General features: G+C 70.9%; 14 protein-coding genes and 1 other RNA gene. 5 read left to right on the plus strand and 10 right to left on the minus strand.

Annotated elements, in window-relative coordinates:
* Window positions 1-38 precede the first annotated feature (38 nt).
* An RNA gene (rnpB, locus tag AWQ71_RS11370) (RNase P RNA component class A) lies at window positions 39-440 on the plus strand.
* A 102-nt stretch (window positions 441-542) separates the two neighbouring features.
* Here the strand turns inward: rnpB and AWQ71_RS41525 are convergent.
* Window positions 543-1,232, minus strand: coding sequence for a hypothetical protein (locus AWQ71_RS41525; RefSeq protein ID WP_157570295.1), 690 nt, complete (start codon window positions 1,230-1,232; stop codon window positions 543-545).
* Between the two features lie 275 nt (window positions 1,233-1,507).
* Between AWQ71_RS41525 and AWQ71_RS11380 the strand changes: the two genes are divergently transcribed.
* The 3 genes from AWQ71_RS11380 (at window position 1,508) to AWQ71_RS41530 (ending at window position 3,439) form a co-directional block, all read left to right on the plus strand.
* Window positions 1,508-2,269 carry a metalloregulator ArsR/SmtB family transcription factor gene (locus tag AWQ71_RS11380; protein WP_067131071.1) on the plus strand — a complete coding sequence of 254 codons (762 nt, stop codon included), beginning with the start codon at window positions 1,508-1,510 and terminating at the stop codon, window positions 2,267-2,269.
* Complete coding sequence (locus tag AWQ71_RS11385; protein ID WP_067131074.1) at window positions 2,266-2,775, plus strand: pyridoxamine 5'-phosphate oxidase family protein; 510 nt, start codon at window positions 2,266-2,268, stop codon at window positions 2,773-2,775. Before AWQ71_RS11380 ends, AWQ71_RS11385 begins: the two co-directional genes overlap by 4 nt.
* A 238-nt stretch (window positions 2,776-3,013) precedes the next feature.
* Window positions 3,014-3,439: a hypothetical protein gene (locus tag AWQ71_RS41530; RefSeq protein ID WP_157570296.1), complete on the plus strand. Its 426-nt coding sequence runs from the start codon at window positions 3,014-3,016 to the stop codon at window positions 3,437-3,439.
* A 618-nt stretch (window positions 3,440-4,057) separates the two neighbouring features.
* On the opposite strand, the gene AWQ71_RS11390 is transcribed toward AWQ71_RS41530, so the two are convergent.
* The 9 genes from AWQ71_RS11390 to AWQ71_RS11435 all read right to left on the minus strand — a co-directional run bounded on the left by AWQ71_RS11390 (window position 4,058) and on the right by AWQ71_RS11435 (window position 14,405).
* Window positions 4,058-5,305 (minus strand): MFS transporter, encoded by a 1,248-nt coding sequence (locus AWQ71_RS11390; RefSeq protein ID WP_067131077.1) that lies wholly within the window; start codon window positions 5,303-5,305, stop codon window positions 4,058-4,060.
* Between the two features lie 130 nt (window positions 5,306-5,435).
* Window positions 5,436-6,155 carry a glucose 1-dehydrogenase gene (locus AWQ71_RS11395; protein ID WP_067131080.1) on the minus strand — a complete coding sequence of 240 codons (720 nt, stop codon included), beginning with the start codon at window positions 6,153-6,155 and terminating at the stop codon, window positions 5,436-5,438.
* A 114-nt stretch (window positions 6,156-6,269) separates the two neighbouring features.
* Window positions 6,270-6,983 (minus strand): alpha/beta fold hydrolase, encoded by a 714-nt coding sequence (locus tag AWQ71_RS11400; RefSeq protein WP_067131083.1) that lies wholly within the window; start codon window positions 6,981-6,983, stop codon window positions 6,270-6,272.
* Window positions 6,984-7,141: 158 nt separating this feature from the next.
* Window positions 7,142-7,885 (minus strand): hypothetical protein, encoded by a 744-nt coding sequence (locus tag AWQ71_RS11405; RefSeq protein WP_067131088.1) that lies wholly within the window; start codon window positions 7,883-7,885, stop codon window positions 7,142-7,144.
* A gap of 81 nt (window positions 7,886-7,966) precedes the next feature.
* Complete coding sequence (locus AWQ71_RS40055) at window positions 7,967-8,581, minus strand: type II toxin-antitoxin system PemK/MazF family toxin (protein ID WP_084258783.1); 615 nt, start codon at window positions 8,579-8,581, stop codon at window positions 7,967-7,969.
* 60 nt (window positions 8,582-8,641) lie between these two features.
* On the minus strand, window positions 8,642-9,646 hold the full coding sequence (locus tag AWQ71_RS11415; RefSeq protein ID WP_067131094.1) for an NAD-dependent epimerase/dehydratase family protein: 1,005 nt from the start codon (window positions 9,644-9,646) through the stop codon (window positions 8,642-8,644).
* A 99-nt stretch (window positions 9,647-9,745) separates the two neighbouring features.
* Window positions 9,746-12,016: a SulP family inorganic anion transporter gene (locus AWQ71_RS11420; RefSeq protein ID WP_067131097.1), complete on the minus strand. Its 2,271-nt coding sequence runs from the start codon at window positions 12,014-12,016 to the stop codon at window positions 9,746-9,748.
* Between the two features lie 52 nt (window positions 12,017-12,068).
* Window positions 12,069-13,691, minus strand: a complete 1,623-nt coding sequence (locus AWQ71_RS44350; protein WP_067131100.1) for a hypothetical protein — start codon at window positions 13,689-13,691, stop codon at window positions 12,069-12,071.
* 183 nt (window positions 13,692-13,874) lie between these two features.
* Entirely contained in the window at window positions 13,875-14,405 is a 531-nt protein-coding gene (locus AWQ71_RS11435; RefSeq protein WP_245658218.1) for a YbhB/YbcL family Raf kinase inhibitor-like protein, read from the minus strand.
* A gap of 257 nt (window positions 14,406-14,662) precedes the next feature.
* Between AWQ71_RS11435 and AWQ71_RS11440 the strand changes: the two genes are divergently transcribed.
* Complete coding sequence (locus AWQ71_RS11440) at window positions 14,663-18,007, plus strand: AfsR/SARP family transcriptional regulator (protein WP_067131109.1); 3,345 nt, start codon at window positions 14,663-14,665, stop codon at window positions 18,005-18,007.
* Window positions 18,008-18,009: the final 2 nt, after the last annotated feature.

Here is an 18,009-nt window from a genome sequence, read left to right on the forward strand (position 1 = left end):
AGTGCTTGGGAGGCCGTTAGGCTTGGACGCACGGCGGACGAGCCGGCCGGGCGGCCGCGTCGGGGTCCCGCGTTCGCGCAGGGTCCCGCCGAGGAAGGTCCGGGCTCCACAGGGCGAGGTGGTCGGTAATACCGACCCGGGGTGACCCGCGGGACAGTGCCACAGAGAGCAGACCGCCCCCTTCGCGGGGGTAAGGGTGAAAGGGTGGTGTAAGAGACCACCAGCGCCCACGGTGACGTGGGCGGCTCGGTAAACCCCACCTGGAGCAAGGTCAAGAAGGGACGCTCCGCGAGGAGCGTCCCGCGCGCGACGTTTGAGGGCTGCCCGCCCGAGCCGCGCGGGTAGACCGCTTGAGGCCGCCGGCAACGGCGGTCCTAGATGGATGGCCGCCGGTCGGCGAAAGCCGGCCACAGAACCCGGCCTACAGGCCGACTCGTCCGCCGCTACGTCTCTGACCTGCGTCTATGATCAGGTCAGGTCCCGCTGTTCCGCCTGCGCCGCGGCGATCATGATTTCGACTGCACCTCTGCCCAGATCTACAGTTAGATGGACTCCGTCGCAGCGCCAGTCTCGGTATCAGTCGCTGCCCGCCATTCTCCGGTCTTTTCATCCTGGACGAGCCACGGCTGGTGGAGAGTGCCTTCGGTCCAACGATGCAGCCACTCGGTGAAACTCAGAGGCTGGGGAAACAGTGACACATGGAAGTTGTCACTCGGGGCGGGGTTAGGGTCGATCGCCCACATCCCGGCACTCGGGTCGCCGCAGTTGACGTAAGAGGCAATTCCACACCCCCAGTGGCACACCGGCAGCAGGGCCTTGGCCTTTGGCTTCCATGGTTCGGGCCAGTTCTGCTGTTGCATTCGATAGTCGCTGAGGATGCTTCGCAGGGGTTCGAGACCATGGGCAGGGCCGAAGCCTCCGTCACCCAGTTCGAGATAGCAGCGGCGCAACAGGGGTGGCAGTGGGTGTCCGAGGAGCACTTCGCACTCGTTCACCGCTTCAACCGAGGCCGGCAGCAAAGGGGGTAGCGGCACGAACCGGCCAGCGGCTTGGGCGGCACGGTATTCAGGGGTGCCGCGCCAGTACAACCGCTGTAGCCGACCGTCGGGGGCGTACTTGAATGCTCCACCCCCCTCGGTGTCGACACCTGGCAGCCCGGCTCTCTCATCAAGGTAGTCACCTGTCTCCACCCGTGCGCGCACCGCTTCGAACACCAAATCGTCGTTGATCATGCGGCAATGATGCCCGAGAGAACTGACACTTCTAGGTTTGCCTGCCAGCGGCGCCTCCGGCACCCAGCCGCGTGATCATTCCCCGTCGATCAGGCTGGCCATGGCGCTTCGGGCGGTCCTCATCCACATGGATGATCGACATCAAACCGGCCCTGAAGATCGCGGAATGCACCCTAGCCGTGGCGACAGGCCAGAGGCGGCCGCCGCGGGTCGATCTCGACGATGCCGAATAGGCGCACTGATCATGGTTAGCCAAATGGTGTACTGTTAGCCATATGGTGAACGATCCGTTCCGGGCCGTGGCCCACCCGATCCGGCGCAGGATGATCGAACGTCTGGGCAACGGCCCCGCGACGGTCGGCGAAGTGACCTCAGACCTGGGCGTCTCCAAACCGACGATCACCAAGCACCTGAAGATCCTCGAAGAAGCCGGCATCATCGTCCGCCACGTCGTCGGCCGCACCCACCGGCTGGCGTTGAACCCGGCGGCCCTCATCGACACCGTCAGCTGGGTCGACCGCCAGCGCGCCCTCTGGGAGCGCATGTTCGACACCGTCGAGGAACACCTTGCCAACAAGGAGCAGACCAACGTGACCGACACAGCCATGCCGACCGCCGTCCGCATCGAACGCACCTATCGGGCACCCGCAGACGTCGTGTTCGACGCCTGGACCAACCCCGAAGTAATCAGGAAGTGGTGGCACGCCGGCCCCGACTGGGACACAGCCGAGGCCCAGGTCGACCTCCGAGTCGGCGGACACCTGCGCGTCGTGATGCGCGACACCGAGGGCGTCGAGTACACCGGAACCGCTACGTACACGGTCGTGGAACGCCCCTCGCGTCTGGGCTGGATCTGGCACGGCGAAGAGGGCGAGGCAGGCACCGGATCGCGGTGCGACCTGGAAATCAGCGAGCGGGACGGCGTCACCCGCGTGGTCCTCACCCACAGCGGTCTGCCCGATCAACACGCGGCAGCGGAGCTCCGCGAGGGCTGGGGCCTGTGCCTGGACAACCTCGACACGGTCCTCGCCCGATGACGCGCCTCGACGGCCCGATGGCCTTGCCTCAGGGCGATGTCCGCCTGCTGGAAACCGACGTGGCCCAACGGCTGCTCCACTCCACCGAGCTGGCCCGCGTCGCCTACGTGGCCAAGGACGGAACGCCACGGGTGTTCCCCATGCTGTTCCACTGGAACGGAAGCGAGGTCGTGCTCTCCACGTTCGGAGGCTCCAAGGTCAACGCGCTACGGGTCCGACCCGACATCGCCATCACGATCGACGCGGCCACCACTCCACCCTCAGTCCTCCTCATCCGAGGCAAAGCCGAAGTCACCGACGTCGAGGGCATCGTCGAAGAATACGCAGCCGCCCAGCGCCGCTATGGCGGCGAGGAACAAGCAGCGGCGAACATCGCCGCGGTTGACCGGCCCGGCGTCAGAATGGTGCGCATCGCCGTCCGGCCGACATGGGTCGGCGTCCTGGACTTCGTCACCCGCTTCCCGGGTGGCACGACCCCCGAGGAGTTCGCTCAGCGAGGTCAATGAGCAGGCCAACCGGCCATCGCCGATATCCCTGGCGAAGGACAAGAGCTGTATGACGGAGACTGTCACGCACGGTTCTGTGGGAGCCCGGGGGTGAGGTCCCCCCGGGCGACCCCCGGCTACCAGTCGGGACGGCTGCTGGCTCGATCACTCCGATCAGCGGGTGACGGGAACGCCCACTATCGGATCGCGGAGGACGCAGACGTGATTTTGGAGGCCTGTGCCGGTGAGGATACTTTCTGTGCTGGCGGGGGTCGTGTTTCTGCTGGCCGGAATAAACGGCTGCATGAGCGAAGGCGTCGATAACGAAGCCAAGCTTTGTCTTGACCGCGCCAATCGAGAGAACGCGCTGTTCCGCCACGCCATCAGCGCCGTGCTCCCCGCGGATCAGGTCCTCTCCATCGACGAGTTCAACGGTTGCGATTCAGCGAACAACGGAGCCTGGTTGAAAGTCCGGTTGGCTCCCAAGCTGGGCGAGCAGGACGTTTGGAAGAGATTTCAAAAGGCGGGATGGTCGGCCGGCGGCGCAGTCGACTCTGATCTACGCAAGCAGGTAGGCCGACGGATCATAGGAGTGCTGATCGCCGCGGGGCGAGAGCCGGGTATGACAGTCGAGGTCACGGCGGACGATTCCTGTTGGGATGACAATGGCTACAGATGTGACTGAGAGATAGTTGTACAGCAGTGGAGTGGCAACACCGCCTTCTCGTGACCACACGCACCGGTCCCCACCTGCCTCTTGAGCAGGACGCCGGGACGTCTGTGTCGTGACCGGCTTCCGTTCGCAAGCAGAAAGTCAGGGGTTGGGGCATCATCCCCGGTGAAACGAGCGAACCGTCTACGGCTAGCCCGGGAGGAACATCGGCCCATCGCCCCACAGCGCATCCCACAGCAGTGCCAGCGCCAAGAAAACGCCTGCTCCGATTGCGGCACCCAGCAGGAGAGTCACCACGACCAGCTTCACCAGCGCGCGCGGAGAGCGCCGGGCTGGTCGCCGGGGAAGCGTCATAGCAATGATCCTTCGTCACCAGTCCCGACTGGTCAAGGTCGTTCTAGGAGAGGCCCGGAGGCACATTAGGGGTACGCGGCCGCGGAAAGGATTGACAAACGACGGCATCGCCAGCGCCGCAGCGATCAGGGTTTCGGTCGTACCTCTGCCGAGGTCTTCATCGTCCGGGAACAGGTGGATGTATGTGTCCATCGTCTCGGCGACCCTGTGGGTCTCCGGCAGTTCGAGTGACGGGTGGCCTGGAAGTCGCGCGGTCTTGTCGGAGCTCAATCGGGGTCAGGCGGCCACTACCTCTGGCTGCTCGTCTGCGTGGGCTATTCGGGTCAGTTCACGCCACAGCAGGACGACGAAGGCCGCTGATCCCACGAAGGCGAACCAGAAGGGCGCCGTTACGCCATGATGCTCGGCGAGCGTGCCGCCGATGGCTGAGCCCGCGACGAGGCCACCGTAAGTCGCAATCATGTTGACGCTCCCCACGCGCCCCTGAAGCTCGGAGGGGACGGCTCGTTGCCTGACCGTGATGGATGTGGTGCCCCAGATGAACGCGTGGGCGCCGAAGACGAAAAAGATCGCGGAAGCCAGCCACGGGGACGTCGTCATGGCCAGGGCGAGGTGGGTGAGCGTTTCGATCACGAGCCCGATGCGCATGATGTTGCCCAGGCTCACCCGCTGGGTGATCCACCCGTACAGGGCGGTCCCGAGGAGGCCACCGACGGCCGAGACGGTGGTGAGCAGGCCGAACCCGACGGGGCCCATGCCAAGCCGCTTGCTGGCGTAAAGGACGAGGACCGCCCAGGCCGCTCCGAAGGTGATGTTGAAGATCAGGATGGTCAGGACGAGGGTTCGCACGGCCGCGTGGCGCAGTGTCCAGCGGAAGCCTTCTGCTATGTCCTGCCAGAGGTTGCCTGCGCTGCCGGTGGCGCGACCGTGTGCGGGCAGCGCGATGCGTGACACAAAGATCACGCCCAGGGCGACAAGGACGGCCTGAGCCAGGAATGGCCAAGTCGTGCCTGCCGCGAAAAGGGCTGCCCCGATTGACGGGCCGACCAACTGATTGAGAGTGATGAAGCCGGCCTGCAATCGGGAATTGGCGAGCGCGAGGTCGTCGCGGGCGACAAGCATCGGCAGGACCGTCGCCGCGGTGTTGTCGGCGAAGACCTCGGCGGTGGCGAGCAGGCTTAGGGCCAGCAGCGCCCCGGTAATGGAGAGAGTGTCAGTGAGCAGCGTGATGACCAGGACGCCCACTATCACGGTGCGGGCCAGGTTCGCGACGACCATGATCATGCGGCGATCGAGACGGTCGGAGAGGGCACCGGCATAGAGGCCGAACACGAGCGGTGGCGTCCAGCGCAGCAGAGCGGCGAGCGAGATCAGGAAGGGGTTGTCGGTCAGTGATGCCACCAGCAAGGGACCGGCAGCGATCGCGATGCCGTCGCCGAGGTTGGTTGCCCACGACGACGCCAGCAGCCGACGGTAACCGGCGCCGAGTCGCGTAGGGGCGATGGTCTCAACAAGTCGGCTCACAAGGAGGGCAGGTTACATGTGTCGATCATGCGTGTCACGCGGATATCGACCGGTCCGCCCGGTCCGCCGCTGATGCCGAAGACCGGGAAGTACCGGCTGCGTTTCGACCGAGTGAGGTAGTCGCTGAGCCTCAGAGAAGGCCGCCGTCCGCGAGGATGGCCTGCCCGGTGATCCACCGGGCGGCGTCGGAGGCGAGGAAAGCGACCACGTCGGCGATGTCGTCCGGCTCGCCGAGACGGCCCAGCGCGGTCCGGGCCGCGAACTCCTCTTCGCTCCCGGCCAGCATGTCGGTGCGGGTGGCACCGGGCAGCACGCTGTTGACGGTGATCTGCCGCGGGGCCAGTTCACGCGCCGCGGAGCGGACCAGTTGTTCCCCGGCCGCCTTGCTCGCCGCGTAGATCCCTCCTCCGGGGCCGGGCCGCACGGTCGCGCCGCTGGAGATGACGATGATCCGCCCGCCGTCGGTCAACCTGTTCGCCGCTTCGCGCAACGCCAGGAAGGTCGCGCGGGTGTTGGTGGCGAACACGGTGTCGAAGTCCTCGTCGGTGGCCTGCCCGATCGGCGCGGCGCGCCAGATGCCGGCGTTGCTGACCAGGACATCCAGCCGGCCGAAGTGCTCCTCGGCGGCGTCGAACAGGCTCCGCAGCTGGTCCGTATCGGCGACGTCGGCCTGCACCGCGACGGCCTGCCCGCCGCCCGTGGTGATCCGGGAGACGACCGTGCCGGCGGCCTCCCGGTTGGTGCGGTAGTTGATCAGCACGCGATCGCCGCCGGCGGCCAGCCGTATGGCGATCGCCGCTCCGATGCCGCGGGAGCTCCCCGTGACCAGCGCTGCCCTCTGCCGTGCCATCGCCCCTCCTTCGCTGGGAAGGGTCCTTCATTTGGAAGGGTAACGTCCGCCGTGAAGACCGCGGGTGCCGGGTGCCGTGCGGCCCGCTGTACGCACCGGGTTCGGCGCGCCGGGTCAGCGGGACGGCGACGGGAGCGGTTTCGCCTGCTCGAAGAATGTCAGGACCGCCTCCGAGAACGCGTGCGGCTCGGCGGCGTGGACGAGGTGCCCGGCCGGGATGGTCATCGTTCGGCTGTCCGGGATGCGCCGGGCCAGCTCGGCGACCCGTTCCTGCGGTATGTGGCTCGCGGGGCCGCCCGCGATGACGAGGACCGGCGCGGTGATCCGGCCGAGCCGGTCCATCCAGGCGGGGTCGGGGTCGTCGATCTGTTTCCTGACGGCCAGCACCATCTCCCAGTCGTACGGCAGGTCGCCGTCCGGCCGAGTGGGGACGACGCGCTCGCGGGGGAGCGGCGCCGGGACGTCCTCCAGGACCAGTCGGCTCACCCGTTCCGGATGATCCCCGGCCAGCAGGTAGGCGACGAGACCTCCCAGGGAGTGCCCGATCAGATCCACCCGGTCGAGCGCGAGCGCGTCCAGGAAGCCGAGCACGTCGGCGCGCATCAACTCCAGCGAGTAGTCGCCGGGCCGGCCGCTTTCTCCGTGGCCGCGCAGGTCGAGCGCGTACACCCGCCACCTGCCGGCGAAAGCGGGGATGACGACGTCCCAATCGGCGGCGCACTCACCCAGCGCGTGCACGAGCACGAGCGGCGGGGCGTCGCGCGGACCACACGCCCGGTAGGCCAGCCGGATTCCCCCAATGGTGGCGAAGTGATCGGTAATGTCCATACGTGGACGATAGCCGCCTCGTTATTCAAGAAGGGGAGACGTTCACCACCGGCCGAAGCGGACCCGTCTCGTCTGACGGGTGGCGTTTCCGGCCCGCTCCAGTTTCCGCCCCGCGCATGTTGCGAACGATCGGATTCCCGGAGCCGGGATCCGTTCGGTCAAGTGCTGCTCTGAGACAGCGTACGGACGGTGCGGGCGAGGTGATGGGACAGCTCGGCGTCAATCCGGTCCGACTCGGCCTCGTCGATCCCGGTGGAGCCCTCCTGCGCGTCGCCTTCTTCCAGGAGAGCGGCTCGCAGCGCGAGGGGCGGCGCCAGATCCCGCCAGGTTCGCCGTGCCGAGGAGGCCTCCCGCCGGGCGATCACCGCCTCGCGATCGATGTCCCCGGACTGCGGTACGGCACGGCGGATCTCGTCGATCGACGCCCCGCGCCGGGCCGCCGACAGCATGGGGGTGAGGCGGCCGTCGGCCATAGTGAGGGCGTCCAGGTAGCGGCGGACGGCGGGGGTCGACACGGCGCGTGCGGCCACCTGGTCGGCGTAGTAACGGGCAACCTGCGACTGCCCCGCCAGGAGCCGCGTCAGCGCGAACTCGGCGAGGAACAGCGGCCAGCCCAGCACCGCTCCGGTGATCTTGCCGATGAGCTGGGAGCCTATCCGTTCCCCGGGGAACCAGACGTTATCTATGACGGCGTCGCCGGTCGGTCGGTACCGTTCGACGCGCGCGCTCAGCAGGGCATGCCGCCACTCGCCGGCGGTGAGGAGCGCGGACCGCGCCAGCAGGCCGCGCGCGGGATCGCCGCCGACGTCCTCGGAGAACGCGACGGCCAGCATGCCCGCCCGCTCACGCGGTGTCAGGGTGAGCAGCAGCGGCAGGCCGATGACCAGCGTGGGGCGGGCCACGTCGGGCCGGGGCGGTCCGACGGCCGACGGTACGCCCGGAGAACGGACGCCGATCGTGAGATGGGGTTCGGCGGCCGGCGGTTATCGGGTGATCCCGTGCAGCGAGCACACGTGACGCCAGATCGCGTGGTCCAGCTCCCCGGCGCGGTCCTGGAAGGCGGACGTGGTGACCCGGATCGGGTCGCTGAGGTCGAGGAAGCTGTTGTGGTCGGCGTCGGGGTCCCAGGCGCGGGTCGGGATCTCGATGTGGTCGCTGCGATGCCGCTGGTCCTGGCTGGTGATCTTCAGTACCTCCGCGCCATCCTGATGCGTCCTCAGGACGACGCACGGCCGCACCTTGGAGCCGGGCCCGTCCTCGAACGGCACGTCCGCCCACCAGATCTCGCCGGGGTGCTGCGCCGCGCCCGCGTCCGCTCCGTGCGGCCGCCCGCGCGTGGGCTCGCCTCGCCGGGTGGACGGCGTGCCGGTCCGGGACCCGGGCGCGGGAACGGCACCCCCGCGGCCCGGCGGCCGTCCCCCGCCGCCCGGCCGGCCGCCACGCGGTCCGGACGGGGACCTGCGGGGGCCGGTGGGGCGGCTCTGCTGACTCCGGCTCTGCTGCTTCCGCCCCTTCCGCCGCGTGGTAGTCGCGAAGCCCCCGCCCAGGAGGACGACGAACACGATGAGAAAGGCGGCGAGTTGTGGCAGATCCGACATGGCCGCCAGCCTAGAGGTGCCTGGAGCCATGGGGGAATCCACTCCGTGATCGGGGTCCGATCAGGAGCGGGCGTCCCAGACCGCGAGAATGCGGGCCTCCTTCTCCGGGTCGATGCCGTGCTTCCCGAACCTGCGCTGGTCCTCCGGAATGTCCTTCAGCCACTCCCAGGTGTCCCGCACCGTCTCACTGACGGGACGGCAGGTGAGCCCGGCGGCGAGCGCCTTGGCCGAGGACGGCAGCCAGACCCCCACCGTGTCCGGGCCCTCCCACGCCCACAACGGCAGCTCGACCCACATCTGGACGTCGTGCTCCCGCAGGACGGCGTCGTCGACCCAGACCAGCTCGGCATCGGAGCCGGTGACCTTGACGCAGTCGCGCAGCCAGTCGCCGTACGTCGTGTTGCCAGGTACACCGGAGGTGAGGAAGCGGCCGGTCGTGCCCTTGGCCGCCTGGTCCACCGCGAAGGCGGCGATGTCGCGGGCGTCGATGAGCTGCATGGCCCGGTCCGGGTCGCCCGGCGCGAGCACCCGCCCTCCCTTGGCGATCCGGGTGAGCCACCACGGCAGCCGCCCGACGTTCTCGTACGGCCCGAGAATGAGGCCCGGATCGATGATCAGCGTCTCGCCGTCGAAGTGCTCCTCGACCGCGCGTTCGCAGCCGGCCTTGAGCACGCCGTAGTCGCCGAAGTCACTGTCCGCGTCCGCCGGGCACTCGTAGCGTGGCGCGTCCTCGTCCAGCCCGGGCACGGTCGGGAAGCCGGGGAACGCGGAGATGCTGGAGATGAACGTGTAGTGGCCGGCATGGCCCGACAGCCTGCGCACCGAGTCGAGGACGACGCGCGGGGTGTAGCCGCAGACGTCGATGACGGCGTCCCACTGGCGTCCCTCGACGAGGCGGTCCAGGTCGGCGGGCACCTCGCGGTCCCCGTGCACGGCCTCGACCTCGGGTGCGTCCGGCGCGCTCCTGCCGCGGTTGAACGTCGTGACCTCGTGTCCCTGGCGGAGCGCCTCCGCGACGATCGCCCGGCCGAGGAACACCGAACCACCGATGACCAAGATTTTCATGCCGCCATCTTTCGCCGCGCCCACCACGGCTGTCTCCCCGGTTTCACGGTGGGCGGACAAGTGCGCTCGGGGTGAACGGGGTCGCGGGCGACGGCGGGATCAGCCCGTACGGAGCGTCGGCACGGGCGTGAAGCCCTCCTCGTGCAGCACGTGGACGCTGGCCGCGCCGATGTCGAAGTACAGCCCGGACAGCTCCAGCGTCCCCGACCGGACCAGGGCGTCCAGGCGCGGGTGGGAACGTACGTTCTCCAGTTGCTGGATCACGTTCAGGCGGCAGAGCCGGTCCAGCGGGCCCGCGTCGTCCTCCGTGCTCTCCGTCGCCACGAACCGGGCCAGCGTGTGCCGTCCGTGGCGCAGCCATCCACGCAGGGCGGGGAAGCCGGTGTCGAACTCGGCCGGTGCCGGCGGGATCTCACCGAGCAGAGCCACCATCGCGCCGCAGCCGGAGTGCCCGCAGACGGTGATCTTCCGTACCCCGAGGACCCCCACGGCGTACTCGATCGAGGCCATGACGGAGTCGTCGTGCGGCGCGGCCCGGTGGCGGGGGACGAGGTTCCCGATGTTGCGCAACGTGAACAGGTCGCCGGGGCCGCTCGCGGTGATGATGTTCGGCACGATCCGCGAGTCGGCGCACGTGATGAACAGGTGGGAGGGCGCCTGCCCGCGCGCCAGCCGGGTCAGCAAAGGCCGCACCAGCGGGGCGGTGCGCCGCTGGAACTCCTGGGCCCCCTTCAGCAGATCCGGTACGGCTTCGCCCCCGTTCGCCGGGGAGACGACGGCCGGGGCGGGCTCGGACATCGGGAGGATCTCCCCGGGACGCGGCCCGGGACTCCGGTACGCCCACGGCAGCCACCACCGGTCGTGCCGGAACGGGCTCTTGGCGGGGAACATCCGGGTGCCGCGCACGGCGGCGGAGTACCACTCGTCGTGCAGCTCGTCGATGTCGATCGTGCCGCCGGCGCGCTCGTGTTCCAGCCGCCAGTGGTGCAGCGCCTCGAAGGCGGCGTTGTCCATGAAGTCGACGTGCAGGTCGAGTTCGACGGCCGCCCCCGCCGGGATGGCCCGCAGCGCTTCGGTCAGCCTCGGCACGCCGAGGAAGGTGAGCGAACCGGTCACCACGAGGCGCCATCGGTCGCCGTCGGGCCGCACCTGGACCGAGAGCCAGGTGAGCCGGCGGAGCGAGAGCAGCGCGGCCAGGCCGAGCCCCACCAGGACGCCCTCGGCGAGCCCGACCAGCACCACGCCGCCCATGGTGACGAAGTAGACCGGCATCTCGCCGTGGCCGCGCAGGTTGCGCACGTGGCCGACGTTCACCATCTGGATGCCGATGAAGAGCAGCAGCGCGGCGAGCGCCTCCATCGGGATCAGCGTGATCGCCCATCCGAAGGCCAGGGTGAAGATCAGCACCCACATGCCGTGCAGCACCGTCGACCAGCGGCTGCGCGCGCCCGCCCGCGCGTTGGCGGTCGTCCGTACGACCACGCCGGAGACGGGCAGGCCGCCGAGCGCGCCCGAGATGAGGTTCGCCGCGCCCTGCGCGGTCAGTTCCCGGTCGAGGTCGGCGCGTGGCCCGCTGTGCATGCGGTCGGAGGCGACACAGGTGAGCAGCGACTCGACCGCGGCGAGCAGCGCGACCAGCAGCACCGACGACATGATGGCGTGCCAGTCCCCCGACGGGAAGACGGGACCCTCCAGGGAGGAGAACCCGCCGGTCAGGTCCACCCGGGTGACGTCCCAGCCGAGCGCGGCCGCCGGGGCCGCTCCGATCAGCAGGGCCGCGAGCGGGGCGGGCACCGCGCGCAGGCGCGGCAGCCGGTTCCACACCAGCAGGACGGCGATCGTGATGACGCCGACCAGGACGGCGTGGCCGTGGTTGTTCACGATCTGCGAGGGCAGCTCCAGGAGGTTCTCGACCGCCGACTTCTGCGGCTGCCCGCCGAGGACGATGTGGAGCTGCGAGAGCGCGATCGCGACGCCCACCCCGGCGAGCATCCCGTGGACGACCGCGGGGGACACCGCCAGGGCCGCCCGTGCCACCTTGACGAGGCCGAGCAGGAGCTGCAGCAACCCCGCCAGCAACGTGATCATGCACGTGGCGCGCCACCCGTACGTCTGCACGAGGTCGGCGACGACCAGCGAGAGCCCGGCGGCCGGGCCGCTGACCTGGACCACGGATCCGCCCATCGCGCCCGCGACGATGCCCCCGACGACCGCGGCCACCAGACCGGCGGCGATCGGGGCGCCTGACGCGACGGATATCCCGAGGGAGAGGGGCACCGCGACGAGGAAGACCACCAGGGAGGCGGGTACGTCGTGCCGGAGCACGGACCGCCAGCCACTTTCCGTGTTCGTATAGCCGCTCTCCGTCATGACGCGACCCTAAAACAGGGATCACGCGCAGGTCAGGCAAGCGGGAGGAAAGTCAGCGGTAATAGTCGGGATAGTCGGTCTCGGGGCTGCGGTGGCTGCCGCGGCGCCCGGTCGGCTCGGGGGTCGTGCCGTACAGCTCGTCGTAGCCGGGCCAGCTCCCGGACGCGGGCTTCTGCTCCGGCCACGCGGGCGGCTCCGGTGTGGCCGCGTGCCCCGGCTGCTGGCCCTGGCCGTAGTAGTCGCCCTGCTCGTACGGCGTGGCCGGGGTCGCGGGGGGCGAGCCGGCGGAGGCGGTGGGGCCGTTCATGGTGTCGGAGTCGTCGATCGTCGCCCAGCCCGCGCTCACCTCGTACGAGCTCGGGGACGGGGTGGAGGGGTAGGACGCGCGGTCGGCGGAGTAGGAGTCGTAACCGCCGTACTGGGTGGGCTGGTAGCCGTGCGGCGGTTCCGGGTCGTCCAGCACGTCGCGCACTCCCGGCCAGGCGGGCGTGGCGGGCGGAGCCGCCGGCTGTCCCCAGGAGGGCTCCTCGGCGGGCGGGGACGAGGGCACCGCGTAGGAGGGGCCGGTGTCGGAGGTGAAGCGCCCCGTCGAGCTGTACGGGTCCGCCGGAGGCACGTCGTAGGACGCCGGCCGCTCGAACATCCCGGTCTGGGGGACGGCGGTGTCGAAGGGGCCGGTCGCGGGGCTGGTGGGGGCGGGGCCGGTGTCGCGGATCGCCTCGAACATCCCGGTCTCGGGGATCACGTTGTCGAACGGGCCGGTCGCCGGGGCGGCGGGGCTGGTGGGGGCGGGGCCAGTGTCGCGGATCGCCTCGAACATCCCGGTTTCCGGGATCACGTTGTCGAACGGGCCGGTGGCGGGCGGCGTGTTGCGTACGGCCTCAAAGGAGCCGCTGCCGCGTACGGCCTCGAAGGAGCCGCTGCCGCGTGGGCTGTTCAGCGGGTCGGCCGGCGGGGCGGAGAAGGGGCCGTTCGGCGTTCCGCCGGACGGCGAGCCGGTGGGCGGCGGGGCGCCGCGGTCGAGCAGCGGGTCGGGGCGCCCGGCCGGGGCCGGGGTGCCGAGCGCGCCCAGCGCGTCGGTGCCCGCGGTGGAGAAAGTCATCGTCTTCTGGTCGGCGAGCGCGGAGGCGGGGGTGGCGCGCAGAGGCTCGACCAGGTCGGCCAGTCCGGAGTGCCGCGGGGCCTGCGGGGACTGCGGGGGCACGGCCCGGGGGTCGGCCGAGGCGGCGACGGGGCGGGACGGGTCCGGCTGCGCGCCCCCGGCGCCGTCGAAGCCGCCCTCGTCGGAGCGGACCCGGGTCCAGTAGTCGTCGTCGTAGTCGTCCTGCTCGCCCCACTCGTCCACGCCGCGCCGGCCGCGGGCGGCCGCGGGCTGTTTGCCGCGCTGCGCCCCCGGGCGCGAGGCCTGCCGGCCGCCGGGGCGGGGCGCCGGGCGGGCGGCACGCTGCTGCTTGGCGCTCTGCGGCTCCTCGAACGCGTCGAAACCCTTGGGGAAGCTCTCGAAGAAGGTCTCCTCGGCGGGACGCCGCGGCTTGGGACCCTTGTTCTCGGCCATCGCCTTCAACCGCTCGGGCGGGAGCGCGCTCTCCCTGCGGCTCATCGACCGCATGCCCATGGCCACGACCACCAGCACCAAGAGCACGACGGCGACGAGGCCGGAAATGACCGCGATCATAGCACCACCCTCAAGGCCATGGCCTGCCAGCGGCGCCGGTGAGGTCGCGCGGCCATCGACGCGACCTGCCCCCTTTGTTCACCTGCGCTCAGCAATTGGATCCGATTCTGCTCGACCACGATGACCGTTGTCACACCCTTGGCGAAGATTGGCGAGGTGCTGCTACCTGCGGTGTTCGGCATGTCACTCGATGTTCGAGGCAGTGAGACGGCCGCGGGCGATGGTGTGGCCGGCGATGTGCTCCAGGGTCTCCGCGAGGGGGGCGCCCTGCTGGAGATCGAGCTTCGCGTCCAAGGCGTACACAGTGAAACGGTAGTTCCCGTTGGGGGCGCACGGAGGCACGTATCCGACTTTCCCGGTCGTCGTCTTGCCCTCTCTCGAGCCTCGGGGGACGCCGTTCTCAGCCAGCTCGGTGGTGTTGGGGTCGATGTTGAAGACCACCCAGTGCACCTCCGCTTCGCTCCGAGGGCCGTTGTCGTCGACCACCAGGGCCACCGACTTGGCGCCCGACGTACCCGACCAGCGGAGAGGCGGGTTGCCCATCCCTCCGTCGCAGGAGTAGCCGTGCGGCAGGGGGGCGCCGTCGCGGAAACGCGGACTGGACACGCTGATCACGTCGAGGTTCCTGGGCGAACCACCGCCCAGGATCCCGCAGCCTGATGCGGTGAGCGCGACCGCCGCGATGGCGACGGCACGCCGCGCGCGTCCTGACATGTTCGGCGACCCCATGCCCGATGATGCTACGCGGATCTGGACGGTGCGCTGACCGGATCGCGCCGATCCGTTCCCTCGGCCGGCTCCACGGGTGCTTCCCGAGCCCGCGGCCCCGTCGTCCCGGCAGGGGCGGGAAGGGGGGCCTCGGCCGTGGTCACCGCCGGTACGGCGGCCGCGCCTGTCGTCCCAGTGCCGTACGGGGAGCGGGCCCGCGATCTGATCGCCCACCGGCTCCCGAAGAGACGGATAATCGAGGCATGGTGGGGACGGAACGGGACACAGGCCTAAGATTCTCCGTCCTCGGCCCTCTTGAGGTCCGGCAGGACGGCCGGCTGATCGAGATCGGCGGGCAGCGACTGCGGGCCCTGCTGACGGCGCTGCTGCTCGACGCCGGCCGGGCCGTCCCGGTCGACGCGCTCGTCGCGAGGGTGTGGGAGAACAGCCCCCCGAGCGGTGTCGGCAACGCGCTCCAAGCCCTGGTCTCCCGGCTCCGCGCCGCGATCGACCGCGAGCTGGTGGCCGCCCACCCGTCCGGATATCGGCTGGCCGTCTCGCCCGAGCTGGTCGACGTCCACGTGTTCACCCGGCTGTGCGGGGAGGGCGGCCGGGCGCTGGCCGCCGGTGACGCCCCCAGCGCCGCACGCACCCTGCGGGACGCGCTCGCGCTCTGGCGCGGCCCCGCGCTTCCCGACCTGCCCGACGGAGCGCCGGAGGCCGCGCGGCTCGACGACCTGCGGATCGCCGCGACCGAGGACCGGATCGACGCCGACCTCGCCCTCGGACGGCACGGCGAGGTGCTGCCGGAGCTGCGCGCCTTCATCACCGCGCACCCGCTGCGCGAACGGCTGCGCGGCCAGTTCATGCGGGCCCTCTACGCCTCCGGACGCCAGGTCGAGGCGCTCGCCGCCTACGAGGACGCCCGGGCCGTTTTCGCCGACCTGCTCGGAGCCGATCCCTCGCCCCGGCTCGCCGAACTGCACCTCGCCGTACTCCGCCGCGAGCCCCTCCCGCACAACGGATCCGCCCCGGCCGTCGCGGGGGAGGAGCGGCCGGTCGCTCTCGAAGCGCGCGTCACCGCCGTCCCAGAGTCGCCGGCCGCTGTCCCAGAGTCCCCGGCCGCGCCGGAGTCGCCGAACGCTCTGGAACCGGCCGTCATCCCGGAGTCGCCCGTCATCCCGCCGGTCGCCGACGCGCGTCCCCGCTCCGCGCCGGCCGCGGCCAAGGGCAACCTGCGGGCCAGGCTGACGAGCTTCGTCGGACGCGAGACGGACGTCGAGCGTGTGGGCGGCCTCCTGGACGCGCACCGGCTGGTGACCCTCTTCGGTCCCGGAGGGGCGGGCAAGACACGCCTCGCCGTCGAGACCGCCGAGCAGCTCTCCTCCGAAGTGCCGGACGGCGCCTGGCTGGTCGAGCTGGCGTCGCTGCGCGACCCCGACGAGATCGCGCAGACGATGCTCACCTCGCTCGGCCTGAGGGACGCGAGTCTGATGACCAGGCGGCCGGGCGCCGGGCCGCACGGCGAGGCCGACCCCACCGAGCGGCTGGCCGTCCTCCTCGCGGGCCGCCGGGCGCTGATCGTCCTGGACAACTGCGAGCACCTGATCGAGCCCGCCGCGGTGCTGGTGGACCGGCTGCTGGCCGCCTGCCCGGACATCCGCGTCCTCGCCACCAGCCGGGAGCCGCTCGGCATCACCGGCGAGATGCTGTGGCTGGTGCGCCCGCTCGACCTCGACCCCGCGGTACGGCTGTTCACCGACCGCGCCACGGCCGCCAGGCCGGGATACGCGGTGGACGGGGAGCGCCCGGCGGTCGAGCGCATCTGCCGGGAGCTGGACGGGATGCCCCTCGCGATCGAGCTGGCCGCGGCCCGGCTGCGCGCCCTCTCCGCCGGGCAGATCGCCGATCGCCTCGACGACCGGTTCCGCCTCCTCACCAGCGGGAGCCGTACGGCGCTGCCGAGGCACCAGACGCTGCGTGGCGTGGTCGAGTGGAGCTGGGAGCCGCTGGACGAGGACGAGCGGCGGCTCGCCGCGCGGCTGTCGGTCTTCGCGGGCGGGGCGACCCTGGAGAGCGCCGAGCGCGTCTGCGCGGGGCCGGGCGGGTCGGGCTGGACCGTCGACCTGCTCGGGCGCCTGGTGGACAAGTCCCTCGTCGTCTACGACGACGGCGGCTATCACATGCTGGAGACGATCAGAGCGTACGCCGCCGAGCGGCTCGCCGAGTCGGGCGAGGAGCGGCGGGTGCGGCTGGCGCACGCGGAGTTCTTCACCGAGCTGGCCGAGACGGCCGACTCGCGGCTGCGCGGGCCGGACCAGGTCGGGTGGCTGGCCCGGCTGACGGCCGAACAGGACAACCTGTCGGCCGCGCTGCGCTGGGCGGTCGACGAGGGCGAGGCCGACCTGGCGATCCGGCTGGTCGGCGCGCTCGGCTGGTACTGGTGGCTGGCCGGTCGCCGGGCGGAGGGCGAGGCGCGGACCGCCGAAGTGCTCCGGATCGTCCCCGAGGACGTCGAGCCGGCCAAGCGGGCGCTGCTGCTCGCGGTCTACGGCGTGACCGCGCTGGGCGGCTCCGCCGACTGGGAGCGCGCGCGGGAGGCTCTCGAAGGCGTCGGCTCGCTGGTCGAACTGCTCGCGCCCAGCCCCCTGCACCCGATCGTCGCGCTGGCGCGGCCGGTGCTGAGCCTCTTCCTCCGCCACATTGACACCGTGGACGCCCACCTCGCCGAGCTGTTGGCCGCGCCGGACCCGTGGCTGGTCGCCGTCGCGCACCTGTTCCGGGGGCATCTGCACTTCAACAGCGGCCGGGTCCCCCAGGGGGAGGCCGACGTGGCGGCCGCGCTTGCGGGATTCCGTCTGACGGGTGACCGCTGGGGCGTCGCCAACTCGTTGTCTGCGCTGGCCGAGGTCAAGGCCATCCGCGGGGACAACGCCGGAGCGATCCCGATCATGCGCGAGGCCATCGCGCTCGTCGACGAGATCGGCGCCTCCAACGACACCCCGTACATGCGGAGCCAGCTGGCGACGGCCCTCAACGCGACCGGAGATCGCGCGGGGGCGCACCTGGTGCTCGACGAGGCGGAGCGCATCTGCGCCGCGGGGGACGACGTGGTCAGCCTGGCGGGCCTGGGGCTCGTCAGAGGGGAGTTCGCCCGGGAGGACGGCGAACTCGACCTCGCCCGGAGGCACTACGCCGAGACGGTGCGGCAGATCGACGGGCCGGCGGTCCAGCCGCCGCAGTTCCGCGCGCTGGTGCACGCGTCCCTCGGCCTGCTCGCGGAGCAGGAGGGCGACGCGGCCCGCTCGCGCCGGATGCACGCCGCGGCCATGGAGGCGGCCATCACCGCAGAAGACGGTCCGGTCATCGGACGTGTGCTGATCGGCAGGGCGGGGCTGGCGCTCCTCGACGGCGACCCGGAGCTGGCCGCCCGCCTGCTCGGGTCCGCCGCGGCGATGCGTGGCGTGGACGAGGTGGTCGCCTTCGACCACGGCCGCATCACCGCCGCCGCGCAGGCCGCGCTCGGGCCCGAGGAGTTCTCGCGGGCCTACGAGCGCGGCCGGGCGACGCCGCTGGACGACATGGTCGCCGCTGTCTCCGCCGGCTGAGA

It is taken from the genome of Microtetraspora malaysiensis (genome assembly GCF_001528665.1).
GTDB lineage: Bacteria > Actinomycetota > Actinomycetes > Streptosporangiales > Streptosporangiaceae > Microtetraspora_A > Microtetraspora_A malaysiensis.

What these genes read in the sequence shown, in the direction of transcription:
- AWQ71_RS41525 (WP_157570295.1), bottom strand. Translation starts at nt 1,232, where the DNA reads ATGATCAACGACGATTTGGTGTTCGAAGCGGTGCGCGCACGGGTGGAG.
- AWQ71_RS11435 (WP_245658218.1), bottom strand. Translation starts at nt 14,405, where the DNA reads ATGTCAGGACGCGCGCGGCGTGCCGTCGCCATCGCGGCGGTCGCGCTC.
- AWQ71_RS11395 (WP_067131080.1), bottom strand. Translation starts at nt 6,155, where the DNA reads ATGGCACGGCAGAGGGCAGCGCTGGTCACGGGGAGCTCCCGCGGCATC.
- AWQ71_RS11440 (WP_067131109.1), top strand. Translation starts at nt 14,663, where the DNA reads ATGGTGGGGACGGAACGGGACACAGGCCTAAGATTCTCCGTCCTCGGC.
- AWQ71_RS11400 (WP_067131083.1), bottom strand. Translation starts at nt 6,983, where the DNA reads ATGGACATTACCGATCACTTCGCCACCATTGGGGGAATCCGGCTGGCC.
- AWQ71_RS44350 (WP_067131100.1), bottom strand. Translation starts at nt 13,691, where the DNA reads ATGATCGCGGTCATTTCCGGCCTCGTCGCCGTCGTGCTCTTGGTGCTG.
- AWQ71_RS11420 (WP_067131097.1), bottom strand. Translation starts at nt 12,016, where the DNA reads ATGACGGAGAGCGGCTATACGAACACGGAAAGTGGCTGGCGGTCCGTG.
- AWQ71_RS11415 (WP_067131094.1), bottom strand. Translation starts at nt 9,646, where the DNA reads ATGAAAATCTTGGTCATCGGTGGTTCGGTGTTCCTCGGCCGGGCGATC.
- AWQ71_RS11385 (WP_067131074.1), top strand. Translation starts at nt 2,266, where the DNA reads ATGACGCGCCTCGACGGCCCGATGGCCTTGCCTCAGGGCGATGTCCGC.
- AWQ71_RS40055 (WP_084258783.1), bottom strand. Translation starts at nt 8,581, where the DNA reads ATGTCGGATCTGCCACAACTCGCCGCCTTTCTCATCGTGTTCGTCGTC.
- AWQ71_RS11380 (WP_067131071.1), top strand. Translation starts at nt 1,508, where the DNA reads ATGGTGAACGATCCGTTCCGGGCCGTGGCCCACCCGATCCGGCGCAGG.